General features: G+C 40.6%; 11 protein-coding genes. 10 read left to right on the top strand and 1 reads right to left on the bottom strand.

The features are described from left to right. The 8 genes from G476_RS0109110 (at position 1) to hfq (ending at position 9736) form a co-directional block, all read left to right on the top strand. The gene (locus G476_RS0109110; RefSeq protein WP_026689819.1) at positions 1–417 is read left to right on the top strand and encodes a YlbF/YmcA family competence regulator; all 417 of its coding nucleotides are present in this window, start codon (positions 1–3) and stop codon (positions 415–417) included. Positions 418–1323: 906 nt separating this feature from the next. After that, positions 1324–1896, top strand: a complete 573-nt coding sequence (locus G476_RS0109105) for an outer spore coat protein CotE (protein ID WP_026689818.1) — start codon at positions 1324–1326, stop codon at positions 1894–1896. A gap of 57 nt (positions 1897–1953) precedes the next feature. Continuing rightward, the gene (locus tag G476_RS0109100; RefSeq protein WP_026689817.1) at positions 1954–2979 is read left to right on the top strand and encodes a putative amidoligase domain-containing protein; all 1026 of its coding nucleotides are present in this window, start codon (positions 1954–1956) and stop codon (positions 2977–2979) included. Between the two features lie 52 nt (positions 2980–3031). Continuing rightward, complete coding sequence (gene mutS / locus G476_RS0109095) at positions 3032–5662, top strand: DNA mismatch repair protein MutS (protein ID WP_026689816.1); 2631 nt, start codon at positions 3032–3034, stop codon at positions 5660–5662. 134 nt (positions 5663–5796) lie between these two features. Then, on the top strand, positions 5797–7689 hold the full coding sequence (mutL, locus tag G476_RS0109090; RefSeq protein WP_026689815.1) for a DNA mismatch repair endonuclease MutL: 1893 nt from the start codon (positions 5797–5799) through the stop codon (positions 7687–7689). A gap of 21 nt (positions 7690–7710) precedes the next feature. After that, a complete protein-coding gene (locus G476_RS0109085; RefSeq protein WP_084405691.1) occupies positions 7711–8499 on the top strand; it encodes a class I SAM-dependent methyltransferase in 789 nt (262 codons plus the stop codon). 25 nt (positions 8500–8524) lie between these two features. Beyond that, on the top strand, positions 8525–9460 hold the full coding sequence (gene miaA, locus G476_RS0109080) for a tRNA (adenosine(37)-N6)-dimethylallyltransferase MiaA (protein WP_156906544.1): 936 nt from the start codon (positions 8525–8527) through the stop codon (positions 9458–9460). Between the two features lie 45 nt (positions 9461–9505). Next, positions 9506–9736 carry an RNA chaperone Hfq gene (hfq, locus tag G476_RS0109075; RefSeq protein WP_026689812.1) on the top strand — a complete coding sequence of 77 codons (231 nt, stop codon included), beginning with the start codon at positions 9506–9508 and terminating at the stop codon, positions 9734–9736. A gap of 84 nt (positions 9737–9820) precedes the next feature. Here the strand turns inward: hfq and G476_RS21660 are convergent, their stop codons facing one another. After that, entirely contained in the window at positions 9821–10834 is a 1014-nt protein-coding gene (locus G476_RS21660; protein WP_051314732.1) for a tyrosine-type recombinase/integrase, read from the bottom strand. A 253-nt stretch (positions 10835–11087) separates the two neighbouring features. Here G476_RS21660 and spoVK point away from each other — a divergent pair, with 253 nt between their 5' ends. Together spoVK and hflX are read left to right on the top strand one after the other, a co-directional pair. After that, complete coding sequence (gene spoVK / locus G476_RS0109065; protein WP_026689811.1) at positions 11088–12032, top strand: stage V sporulation protein K; 945 nt, start codon at positions 11088–11090, stop codon at positions 12030–12032. Between the two features lie 15 nt (positions 12033–12047). Beyond that, positions 12048–13319 carry a GTPase HflX gene (gene hflX / locus G476_RS0109060; RefSeq protein WP_026689810.1) on the top strand — a complete coding sequence of 424 codons (1272 nt, stop codon included), beginning with the start codon at positions 12048–12050 and terminating at the stop codon, positions 13317–13319. Position 13320 lies beyond the last annotated feature (1 nt).

Raw genomic sequence — 13320 nt, 5'->3', positions numbered from 1 at the left:
ATGGCACATACAAAAAAAGAAGTCATTGAAAAAGCGAAGCAATTAGCCAAAGTCATGGCGGAAACGGAAGAAGTGGATTTCTTCAAACGTGCAGAACTCCAAATCAATGAAAATCTCCGCGTACAGGAAATTATTGGCCAAATAAAAAAGCTTCAAAAAGAAGCAGTAAACTTGCAACACTACAATAAAACGGAAGGGCTAAAAGAAGTGGAAGCGAAGATTGACGCCCTTCAAGATGAGCTCGATCAGATCCCGATCGTAAAGGAATTCAAGCAATCCCAAACTGAAGTGAACGGTCTTTTACAGCTTGTCTCAACAACCATTTCGAACACCGTTACAGATGAAATTATTAAATCTACCGGTGGCGATGTGCTACAAGGCACCACAACGAAAAACCCATTCAACTCCGGTTGTTAATTTTAAAAAAAACCGCCTTAACTGGCGGTTTTTTTTGCGTTTTAAGGTTTCCTTTATAATAGAAATTTTATTCATACATCAGGACTCTTGATTTAAGTGTTAAAGAGCGATCCTCCAAATATGAGGCTGATACATATAAATGATCATGCTGTTATCTTCTATTGAAATGAGAGCAGTATCACTATTGATATTTTGAATGATCGTATACATATTTCACATACCGTATTAAATAGTTAAAAAGAGTATACCCCTTAGTCAGTAAACTTAATTTTACGTGAAGTACTGTGCCCTCATGTTATGCGTAGCGGAACGCAAGTAGCGACACTCCTGTAGCCGTGGAGGCCAGGAGCGACCACGCAAGGACTTTGGAAGCCACTGAAAAAGTAAACCCCAACTTTTTCAGTGGCTTTATTTGAATGGCAATGGCTTCACTCGGTTACGCGTCTGTTACAAGAAACCAACTCGTATCAGGCTTTCAGAACAGTCAACCGTTACGCTCATTGCTTCGAATGTACTGAAAAAGTTAAAGATCGAACTTTTTCAGTACATTCTCTTTGCCCGAGGAGGATCGAAGGCACCGCCGCGAAAAGGGAACGGGTGGCGTGAAGCGGAGCTTTATAAACTGACGCGAGGGGATGCTCATCAAAGTTAATGTAAAGAAAGCACCCTCGCGTCAAAAAAAAAATCTATGAAGGCATGAACAATCAAAAGATCTCATATACATAATTGAACTTACTATAAAGGCTGAACGGTGTAACAAATTGCGTACGCTCACATAGGCTGAAGTAACGTAGCAGAAAACTTTTAATCACACTGGTCAAATGTCCTGCATAGGATGCATATGAAACTGTCATGATTCCTAAGTTTTGAATGGCTATGAGTAAAATTGTTTGAGGAGGGAATTGCATGTCACTTAGCGACAAAAACCTAAATTACAGAGAGATTATTACAAAGGCTGTGTGCGGTAAAGGGAGAAAGTTTTCTCAAGCAAGTCACAATATTACTCCTGCACATAAGCCGACTAGCATTTTAGGGTGCTGGATCATTAATCACAAGTACGATGCAGAGAAAAAGGGAGACGCCATTGAAGTAAACGGAAAGTACGATATTAACATTTGGTTCTCGTATGATAATAATACGAAAACCAATGTAGCAACAGAAACCGTTGCCTATACAGATATTGTACCTTTGGCCCTTCAAGATAAAAACGTTCTCTCCGACGAGATGGAAGTGTTGGCTCGCGCGATTCAACAACCAAATACATTGGAAGCTACCATTGCCACTAATGCAACGGATGTCAATGTGCAAGTAGAGCGGGAGTTCATGGTGGAAGTTATCGGTGAAACAAAGGTTTGTGTTTACGTAAATCCTGACTTCTCAGGAGACGACTGGGATGAAAAAGTGTGGGATTATGATGTAGAAGATGAAGCCTTTGAGGACCTGGATCCGAACTTCCTAATGGGAGATTTAGAAGAATAAAGAAACTGGGGAGAAGAGCAATCTTCTTCCTTATTCTTTTTTTAGGAGGGTAGAGAAGTGGAACAAAAACTGGCGCTGTTCAAGTTGAAGATGATCGCTACCGAATACAATGCACACTCGATTTCGGTGTGCCATGCAAAAGATGAAAAACCTACTTATCTTCATGTCCTAGAAGGTAAAAAACATTACCTTTTACAAGACATGATAGACTTAGCTTTTCGAACAGCTTACTTGAAACAATGCTCTGATTTTTGTTGTACAATCGTTCGGATAGGGAAGACGACGGTGGTTGAAGATTTCACGGCTAAACACAATTGTGTTAAAAAAATAGTAAATGAGACTCAACCCATCACCTTTGGAGCAGACGTGGAATATATGATTGCTAATAAAGAGAGTGGTAAGTTTCAAAGTTTAAAACTAAATCAAAGCGAACTTGAGAGACTGACTGATGGCGCCATGATTAGACAAGGATACACCTTTTACAAACCAATCTTTGAACTTCATCCGAAACCTGCTGATTCTGGAAAACAGCTGTTCGAACATGTACACCATCTTTATGAACAACAAGAGGAAAAGCTTAAGAATACCTCGCTTGAAACCATTTCAGTTGCCAACCCTATCGATCGCTTTTTTTTAGGTGGTCACCTTCATTTTGGTAATGTGTCTCCCACTTTCAAGAAAACAAGCCAGCTAGACGCTTTATTAGCCCTTCCTCTCATGATAAACGACAGTCACTCTTCTTCTCGGAGGAGAAAGACACTTGTTGGAGGGCTGGGAAACGTTAGACATAATTCGTATAGGGGCTTCGAGTACCGTACCCTGTCATCGTGGTACCACCACATTCCGTATAGTGAGCCGCTTTTTGAATGGATTGACTGGATTATGAACAATCATACTCTTCCTTGGTACCCCCTACCAACCGTTGTCCGGCGTGCTTACGAGGAAGGAGACAAAAAGGTGATCACTGATGTTGTTGACGAGATGTTTACTTCCTTGAAAACAGATTGCAGTTCTAGTGATCGTGATGTGATAGATCGCTTTCACAGTTGGATACAATCTCAACGTTTTCCTCTCTCAACATAAGGGATGGCTATGTTATAATTAGACCACGAATGATGCGAGCTGGAGGAAGATTATGTCGAAACAACAAACACCAATGATAAAGCAATATTTAAAAATAAAGGCAGACTACAAAGATGCCTTTTTATTTTTTCGTTTAGGGGATTTTTATGAGCTCTTTTTTGAAGATGCCATTAAAGCTGCGAAAGAACTTGAAATTACACTTACAGCTAGAGGTAAAGGAGAGGATCGCATTCCCATGTGCGGTGTTCCCTACCACGCATGCTCTGGCTACATTAATCAACTTATTGAAAAAGGATATAAAGTAGCCATTTGTGAACAAACGGAAGATCCTGCAACAGCTAAAGGTGTAGTTAAAAGAGAGGTTGTCCAACTAATTACGCCGGGAACAGTGATGGATGGCACGACGATACATGAAAAAGAAAATAATTACTTGCTGGCACTTTTTGAAGAGGATGGGCATTTTGGTCTCTCGGCTGCTGATCTTACAACTGGAGAAATCCGTGTTACTAAATTGGACGAGTCCATTGAAGACGTCATTCAAGAAGCAGCTGCATATACACCGAAAGAAATTGTCGTATCAAAAGCATTCTCAGATGAATATAGAACTAGCATTCAACAGGTGTTAAATGTGACGTTTTCAGAGGAAGAGGCTGCCTCACTCCCTAAAGAAATGATAGAACTGGTCAAAAATCTTGATGAACACCTTGAAAAAACAACGGTAACCCTCTTGCTAAACTACCTTTATCTAACGAAGAAGCGCTCACTCGATCATCTACAGCCGGCGACCTTTTACTATTCTAAAGACTATATGAAACTAGATGTTCATTCCAAACGAAACCTTGAGCTAATAGAAACGATTCGTGAAAAAAAGAAGTACGGTTCGTTACTGTGGCTTCTTGACCATACCGTCACTGCGATGGGAGGTAGACTCTTGAAGCAGTGGATTGAGCGACCTTTACTAGATCCTAAGAAAATACAGGATCGACTGGGAATGGTCGAGATCTTAATGGACCGATTTTTTGAACGGGAAGAACTAAAAGAAAACTTGCGTCAAGTGTATGACCTTGAAAGACTTTCGGGGAAAGTAGCTTTTGGAAATGCAAATGCAAGAGACTTCATTCAGTTAAAAAAGTCTCTTGAAAGAGTACCTTCAATCTTTGAAACCGTGAATCGGTTGGAGTACCCGTATTCTGATCGACTCATGGAAAATGTGGATCGGTGTACCGATTTACAAAAGCTTCTTGAAGATAGCCTCCTTGATGAGCCTGCTGTATCCATTACGGAAGGGGGCATGATCCGTGACGGCTTTAACAGCAAGCTAGATGAATACCGAGATGCGATGAAAAATGGGAAGTCGTGGATTGCCGCACTTGAACAAAAAGAGAGAGCGGCTACGGGCATAAAATCATTAAAAATTGGCTTTAACAAAGTGTTCGGGTACTACATTGAAGTTACTCGCTCAAACGTGCCATCGCTCCCTGAGGGAAGGTACGAGAGAAAACAAACACTCTCAAATGCGGAACGATTTATTACGCCTGAGCTAAAAGAGAAGGAATCACTTATCTTGGAAGCGGAAGAAAAAAGCGGGAAGCTGGAGCACGAGTTGTTTTTACAATTAAGAGAAGACGTAAAAGTGTACATCGGAAAACTCCAAAAGCTTGCTAAAGTGATTAGTACGTTTGATGTGCTACAAAGCTTTGCCGAAGTAAGTGAAGATAACCAATTCACAAAGCCTTATATAAATGAGGACCGAAGTGTCTCTATTAAAGATGGGCGACATCCAGTAGTTGAAAAGATGATTGACCAAGGAGACTATGTACCAAATGATATTCTTCTTGATCCAAGTAGTGAAATGCTTCTTATTACCGGACCTAATATGGCCGGTAAGAGCACGTACATGCGCCAGCTTGCTTTGTGTTCCGTTATGATGCAAGTGGGTTGTTATGTTCCCGCATCGGAAGCGAGTATACCGATCTTTGACCAGATTTTCACGAGAATTGGGGCCGCTGATGATCTTGCCCAAGGACAAAGTACGTTTATGGTTGAAATGATGGAAACAAAACATGCAGTATCAAAAGCTACCCATAATAGTTTAATCCTTCTCGATGAGATCGGTCGTGGAACTTCAACGTATGATGGAATGGCGCTAGCTCAAGCGATCATGGAATACATTCACGATGAAATAGGAGCCAAGACTTTGTTTTCTACTCACTACCACGAGCTAACTGCCCTTGAAAGTGACTTGGCAAAGTTAAAGAACGTTCACGTTTCCGCTGCTGAGGAAAACGGAGAAGTAGTATTTTTGCACAAAGTGATCGACGGGTCTGCGGATCGAAGTTACGGTATCTATGTTGCTCAACTAGCAGAATTGCCTAAACCATTAATCGAGAGAGCAAAAGTCATATTGGACAAGCTCGAAAACAACTCTAAAGAAGAAGTTAAGGTACCAGTAACTCAAGGAGTACTTGAGGAAAGTTATCAAGAGGTAGAAAGGGAAAGAGAGCCCGGGCAGCTTGCTTTGTTTGATGATACAGTATACGGTCAACAAAAACAGTCATCACCTGCTCTTTCTAAAAAAGAAAAAAGCGTGCTAAAAGAGCTACAATCAATGGACTTGCTTCACATTACACCATTTGAAGCCATTCAATCGATTCATAAGCTCCAACAAAAACTTAAAAAATAATTCCTATAGTAGCTTTCTTAGGTTAGAAAAAGAAAACAATTCTTTTAACGAAGCTTAAAGACCTTTGGACTATGATGGAATAAAGCACAATGCTATTCTCGAAATAGCTAAAGTAAAAACGGAGGGAATCGCCTTTGGGAATCATACGTAAATTAGACGATCAACTCTCAAATAAAATAGCTGCAGGGGAAGTTGTTGAAAGGCCGGCATCTGTAGTTAAGGAGCTAGTCGAAAATGCCATTGATGCCGATAGCACTCACATACGAGTGGATCTTGCGGAAGGAGGCCTCGCTTCCATACGTGTATTGGACAATGGCAAAGGAATTGAAGAAGATGACCTTGAAACGGCTTTCTTTCGACATGCAACAAGCAAAATAAAAAATGATCGTGATCTCTTCCATATATCCACTCTGGGATTTCGAGGAGAGGCACTTCCTAGTATTGCGTCTGTTAGTGAATTGACCCTAACAACAAGTACAGGGGATGAAGGGCGTTTTATCACGTACAAAGGGGGCAAAAAGCAAGAAAAAGGAACCTCGGCGGCAAGGAAAGGAACAGAAGTAAGGGTAGAGAACCTTTTCTTCAACACGCCTGCCAGACTGAAATATTTACGCACAATCCATACAGAACTTGGTCATGTAACAGACGTCATTAACCGACTTTCCCTTGCCCACCCAAAGATTCGTTTTGAACTCTTTCATAACGAAAAAGCTTTGTTAAGCACAAAGGGGAATGGTGATCGCTTACGTGTAATCGCGTCTATTTATGGACATGAAGTCGCCAAAGCAATGGTGCCTGTTTCTGCTACATCATTGGATTTTTCCATTGACGGGTTTGTTGCAAAACCGGAGATTACTCGTTCCAACCGGTCTTATATATCTCTTCTAATTAACGGGAGATTTGTAAAGAACTTTGCTATTTCAAGAGCGATTCATGAGGGCTATCACACGTTATTACCGATCGGTCGCCATCCGATTGTGGTTCTTAATATTACGATGGATCCGATATTAATTGATGTGAATGTTCATCCTTCTAAACTTGAAGTAAGACTAAGCAAAGAACAAGAATTAACAGAGCTTATTACAAGCATGATTAAAAATACGTTCAAAAAAACGACCTTGATTCCCGACGTAAAAAAGCAACCGGTTGTAAAACCGAAAAGTGAGCAAGTGCCCCTTCGCTTTTCAGGAACCTCAACGAAAAGGGAGTCTTCACATGTTGGGGAGCCTAAAGGAAATAGTGCACCGAACGACCGGGAAGACGAGCGTGATTCATATAAACGGACTATGAAAGTAAACGAGCCGTCTGCTGAAAAGGTCATGATAGACCCCAAGCCAGAGGGGGAAGTTGAACATGTATCCAATGAACAAACCGGTGAGTCAGCTCCCGAAGAGCGTATTGTAGAAAGAAAAGAAGACGAAACAAAAGAGATAGAAGATTCTGGGTTGATGCCCACGTTGTATCCCATTGGCCAGCTCCATGGTACGTATATTTTGGCCCAAAATGAGCAAGGGATGTATATTATCGACCAGCATGCAGCGCAAGAGAGAATTAAATACGAATATTTTCGTGAAAAAGTAGGTCTTGTGGACAAGCGATTACAAGATTTGCTCATTCCACTTACACTGGAATTCTCTCAAAAAGAAGAAACGTCTCTTTTGGAAAACGAAGAAGCGTTGACAGCTGTGGGAATCAAGATGGAGCCCTTTGGCCAGAGGACATATCTTGTTCGTTCCCACCCAGCTTGGCTCCCAAAAGGTGAAGAAGAAGCCTTGATTAGGGAAATGATTGACCTAGTCATTGAGGGTAAGAGAATTGACGTAGCTAAAATGATGGAAGAAGCTGCTATCCTTATGTCTTGTAAAGCGGCAATAAAAGCGAATCGTCACCTTAGACAAGATGAAATGTATCGATTGTTAGAGACGCTGAGAACGTGTGAAGAGCCTTATACCTGTCCACATGGTAGGCCGATTGTGTTGCACTTTTCAACATATGAAATGGAAAAGATGTTTAAAAGAATAATGTAGGTTTCACAAGAAAGAGTGAACATGATGATTGTAACAACAGCACCAAAAGCAACTGAAACGATGATGAATAAAGCAAAAAAAGCAGTACAACATTTTTCGGCAACCTATATTTCAAGAGAAGGTGCTTCTGTTCGACAAATGATGGACACCTACAATGAACCTCTTCTAATATGTGAAAGCAAACGCCTACTCTATTATGATGGTCATCAAAATAACCCATTTTTCTTTCATCCAAATTCGGCTATGTTTCGTGGGAAAGGGTTTATGAATACACGAAAAGATCCCTTAGTCAATGCTTTAAGGTTGGAAGAAGGAATGAAAGTAGCTGATATGACATTAGGTCTAGCGTCGGACGCTGTCTTAGCGAGTTTAGCCGTAGGTGAAACGGGGAAGGTTTTCGGTACAGAAGCGCATCCCATTGTAAGCTACATCGTAAGGGAGGGACTTGGTACTTACGAAACAAATCGAATTGAGTTAACGAGAGCGATGAGACGTATTGAGGTCATCGGTGATACGAATTTGAATTGGCTTATGGAGCTGAAGGATGAAAGTATCGATGTGATTTACTTCGATCCCATGTTTGAAGCGGAAGTTGCCGGGTCATCCGGCATGATCCCATTAAAACAATTACTAAATAAGAGCGAAAAAAGAGACGTCCTTTCTCGTTCGATTAAAGAAGCAAAACGAGTGGCCAAGCATCGAGTAGTTCTCAAGGACCACTTTCGATCCGAGCGTTTCAAAGAACTTGGATTTACTAAACAGATAAGACCTTCAGCAACTTATCATTTTGGGGTATGGGAAAAAGAGTGATTAGGCATAATGGATGGATAGACAGGTGAAAAATATGGATAAAAAAGATCTTATTGTCATCGTGGGGCCAACAGCTGTTGGAAAAACGGCAACAAGCATCTCCCTTGCAAAAAAAGTGAACGGTGAAATCATCAGTGGGGATTCAATGCAAGTGTATAAGGGAATGGACATTGGAACAGCGAAAGTCCTTCCGCACGAACAAGATGGCATTCCTCATCATTTGATTAACATTAAAAACCCGGAAGACTCTTTTTCAGTACAAGAGTTTCAAAGGCTAGCAACTTCTTGCATTCAAGAGATCCATAACCGTGGAAAGGTGCCCATTATTGTCGGGGGCACAGGTTTGTATGTAAGTGCGGTTATTTATGGTTATGAATTTTCCGAAGTAAAAGAAGATACGAGTTTTAGGAGTCGGATGGAAACATTTGTTGAAAAACATGGTGCTCATGAACTCCATGCAATGCTAAAAGAAAATGATCGTAAAAGTTATGAAGCTATTCACCCGAACAACGTAAGGCGCGTGATCAGGGCTTTGGAAGTATATGAACGTACAGGTATTCCTTTTAGTGAGCAAGGAACAGTAAAAAAAGAATCACCGTACAATGTCACATTAATTGGCCTTACGATGGAAAGGCAAAAACTCTATGATCGAATTGACCGACGTGTTGACGTGATGTTGGATCAAGGGTTAATAGACGAGGTTAAAGGGCTTTACAAACAAGGGATTAAGGATTGTCAATCCGTTCTAGCAATTGGATACAAAGAACTGTATGACTATCTTGAAGGACATGCTTCTTTGGAAGAAGCCATCGTACAACTGAAACAAAACTCTCGAAGGTATGCTAAACGACAGCTTACGTGGTTTCGTAACAAGATGGATATTACCTGGTTTGACGTAACGGATCATGTTGAACAAAAGGTTCAAGAAATTCATGAATTTGTAGAAGGAAAGCTGTACTAAATAGCGAATAAGATAATAATGTCAATTCAGGGAGGTCACGAGACTATGAAGCAACAATCTGTAAATATTCAGGATCAGTTTTTAAACCAGCTGCGAAAAGAGAACATTCCGGTGACGGTTTTTTTACTAAACGGATTTCAACTTAGAGGATTTGTAAAAAGTTTTGATAATTTCACCGTCATTCTGGACACAGATGGAAAACAACAGCTTGTTTATAAACATGCCATTTCCACTTTCTCTCCACAACGAAATGTGCAGTTGAATCAAGAAAGCTGAAGCAAGTCTCGTACCTTCTATGTAGGTTGCGATTCAAAAAAAGGTTGACTTTAAAGGGGCATTCACCTTTAAAGTCAACCTTTTTTATAAACGAAATGTATGGGCATCCAACAGTCCTTTTCGTTCATGGACTGTAAGGGGATTGATATCTTCTAAGTGCGGTGATTCATCAATAAAGCGAGTAAAGCTTTCAAAAGGTTGGGTTGTTGCAAAAACCAAATCATCCTTTAATTCTTCAGGTAGCTTACCTTGAACGAGTTTATGAAGGATATAAGTATTCCGGAGAATTCTTCCCGAGATTCCTTTCCCAATTCCTGTTCTTCTCACTTCTTGACGAATCATCTTTTGTACAGATACTCCCGTTAGCTGTTTCGGCTTGTCGTTATCATAATCCCAACGATATGTTCCCCTCTGAAAATCAAAGCTGACGAAGAAAGGGTCATTTGTTTGCCATCTGGGCCTGACAGAGATCGGAATGGTTTTGTAATAGTGATGAAGCAAACGCCGATCAAAAGCTTCGAGAGTTACTGTACGGGGTTTACGCTTACGACTAAATAATCGGATAATGCCAGTAGGGAAATGGACTTCTTTCATTGTAAGACCACACACTTCTTGGACCGTTAAACCGTAGAAGAGCATAAGGTGGATGATCCCTTGGTTTCGGTGTGAGTAATAATGTCTATACTTTTGCTGGTGGTCCGTTAATCCTACGTTACTTGGAAGAAGAACTAAAAGCTTTTTGATGTGTTTTGTTTGTAAAAAGTCTTCAGTGGACTTTTTATGCTCAACCGTTTCTTTTTTTAAATAAGCATCAAGTGGTGTTGATTTCTTTGGACTTGGATGAACGAAAAGATAGTGTTGTTTTAATACACTCATAATTCTTTTAATCGTTAGAACGGAGTATCGTTTTGTATCATATAAGTGCAGATAATAAGCATGGATCGCATCAGAACCGAAGACCTCTTGATCTTTGATTCCTTTATCCTTACACCATTCGTAGAACTGGATAAGATCATAACGATAACGCTTTACAGTACTTTCTTGCTTTTCTGAACATTGAATCGTTAAAAAGGGCTCAATGACGTGAATAGAGGTCATGGATTTTCCTCCTTTGGATGATGTTCCCATTATTATAACAAATACACGTGTATTAAGCAGTTTACACTCTCAACTTTTTAGTGTTGATTGAAAAAATAACGGTCGTCCAATAGCTACCTTATAGTGCAAGATTCTTTTCATAAGGATACATTGACTTTTGGAGAAATATAGGCAACTGTCACGATTTCCAAGTACTTGCGTATAGTAGTGGTAAGAGAATGATTCAACCATTTACGTAAGGGTGGTGCCCCCTTTGAATCAAGCAGACAGCATGAGAAAAAAAGGGCAAATCAACATCGTGCTCAAAAAACAACAGCAGGATGCAAATCCTGTTCAGTCGAAAACCTTTGAAAAAGTGGAACACACCCCTTATCAACATGTGGAGAGAGCCCTTGGGGAACTTGTCGGGCTGCACAATATGAAGTCTTTTTTGAAAGAAGTGTATGCATGGCTCTACTTAAACAAACGACGTGAAGAGTGCGGTCTTTTGCCGAACCAGCAAACGCTTCATATGGTGTTCAAAGGAAATCCCGGAACAGGAAAAACGACGGTGGCTAGACTTGTCGCAACATTGTTTAGAGAAATGGGTGTACTTGAGAAAGGTCATTTAATTGAGGCGGAAAGAGCAGACCTTGTAGGGGAATATATCGGTCATACTGCTCAAAAAACCCGTGAGTTGATTAAAAAGGCCATGGGTGGGATACTGTTTGTGGACGAAGCATACTCCCTCGCCCGTGGAGGAGAAAAGGACTTCGGAAAAGAAGCGATTGATACCCTTGTAAAAGCAATGGAAGATTCTCAGCATGACTTTGTATTAATTCTTGCCGGTTACCCAAAGGAAATGGATCGTTTCTTATCATTAAATCCCGGATTACCATCACGCTTTCCGTTAAAAGTCACCTTTCCGAACTACGACGCAGATGAACTGATGACCATTGGAGAAAAAATGCTTTCCAAAAGACAATATCGCCTCCATCCCTTGGCAAAAGAAGAACTAAATCATATACTTATTCATGCTAAAAGTAGGGACGAAGAACACTTCAGCAATGGAAGGTTTATTAGAAATTTAATTGAGAGGGCCATTCGTTCTCAGGCAGTCAGGATTTTGGAAGAAGAGGACTATGGGAAGGAAGCGCTCATGACGTTAACGGCTAAGGATATGAAACTGGCTTATAAAAAGACCATTGAAGACGAATAGAAATGAGGGGATTATGTGAGTGAAAGAGCAAGAATAGAATCTGAAGAAGTCATTGTCGTTGGTGTAAAAACCAACGACATGACTGAAGAAGATTTTGAATATCGATTGGATGAGTTAAAAGCACTTACGAAAACGGCTGGTGGACAAGTCCTAATGACTCTAGCACAAAATAGAGAAAGGCCAGACCGAGCGACATATATCGGAAAAGGAAAAGTTGAAGAGCTAAAAGCCATTATAGAAGAGACAGAATCAGAGCTTGTGATGATTAACGATGAGCTAAGCTCTTCACAAGTGAGAAACTTAACAAAAGAACTTGATGTCAAAATCATCGATCGCACACAGCTTATTTTGGATATCTTTGCAAAGCGGGCGCAGTCAAAAGAAGGGAAATTACAAGTGGAATTAGCTCAACTGAGTTATCTCCTTCCTCGTCTTCGCGGTCAAGGACATGTGTTATCAAGACTCGGTGGTGGGATTGGGACAAGAGGCCCAGGTGAAACACAATTAGAGATTGACCAAAGGCATATTCGTGACCGGATGACGGATATACGAAGACAGTTAGAGCAAGTCGTTGCCCACCGTGCTCGATACCGTGAAAGAAGAAAACACAATCAGACCTTTCAAATTGCTTTGGTAGGCTATACGAATGCAGGAAAATCAACGTTGTTAAGAGCCTTAAGTAAAGCAGAAACCTTAGTAGAAGATCAGTTATTTGCAACGCTCGATCCAACAACAAAGCAAATCAAACTACCTAGTGGAATCAATGTTTTATTAACTGATACAGTAGGATTTATTCAGCAACTTCCTACCACGCTTGTAGCAGCCTTTCGATCTACATTAGAAGAAGTAAAGGAAGCTGATTTGATTTTGCACGTTGTAGATGCCGCGCATCCTGACTTTGTAAACCATGAAAAAACCGTTAACGACTTATTGTCGGAACTCGATGCTGAGCGCATTCCAGTTTTAAAAGTGTACAATAAACGAGACCGGCTTACAGGTGATTTTTTCCCTGCAGGTGACTCTCCATCTGCTCTTATTTCTGCTCATAATGAACAAGATTTAAGCAATCTTAGAGTTAAGATTGAAGCAACGATGGAGAAAGAGTTTGCTCCGTACTATGTCCATATAGAGGCATGGGAAGGGAAATGGTTACACCGATTAAAGGAAGAAACCATTCTTGTGGAGCGAACATTTGATGAAGAACGTGAACATTACACAGTCCGTGGTTACGCATCACCAACTTCCGCGATTTATCATGAATTAAAGAAAAAAAGTACGAGCAGTTAGG

Origin of the sequence: Alteribacter aurantiacus DSM 18675 (assembly GCF_000429705.1) — a bacterium.
Classification (GTDB): domain Bacteria; phylum Bacillota; class Bacilli; order Bacillales; family Salisediminibacteriaceae; genus Alteribacter; species Alteribacter aurantiacus.
Note: the sequence above shows the minus strand (reverse complement) of the source record. Positions and strands in the feature narration are given on the sequence as shown.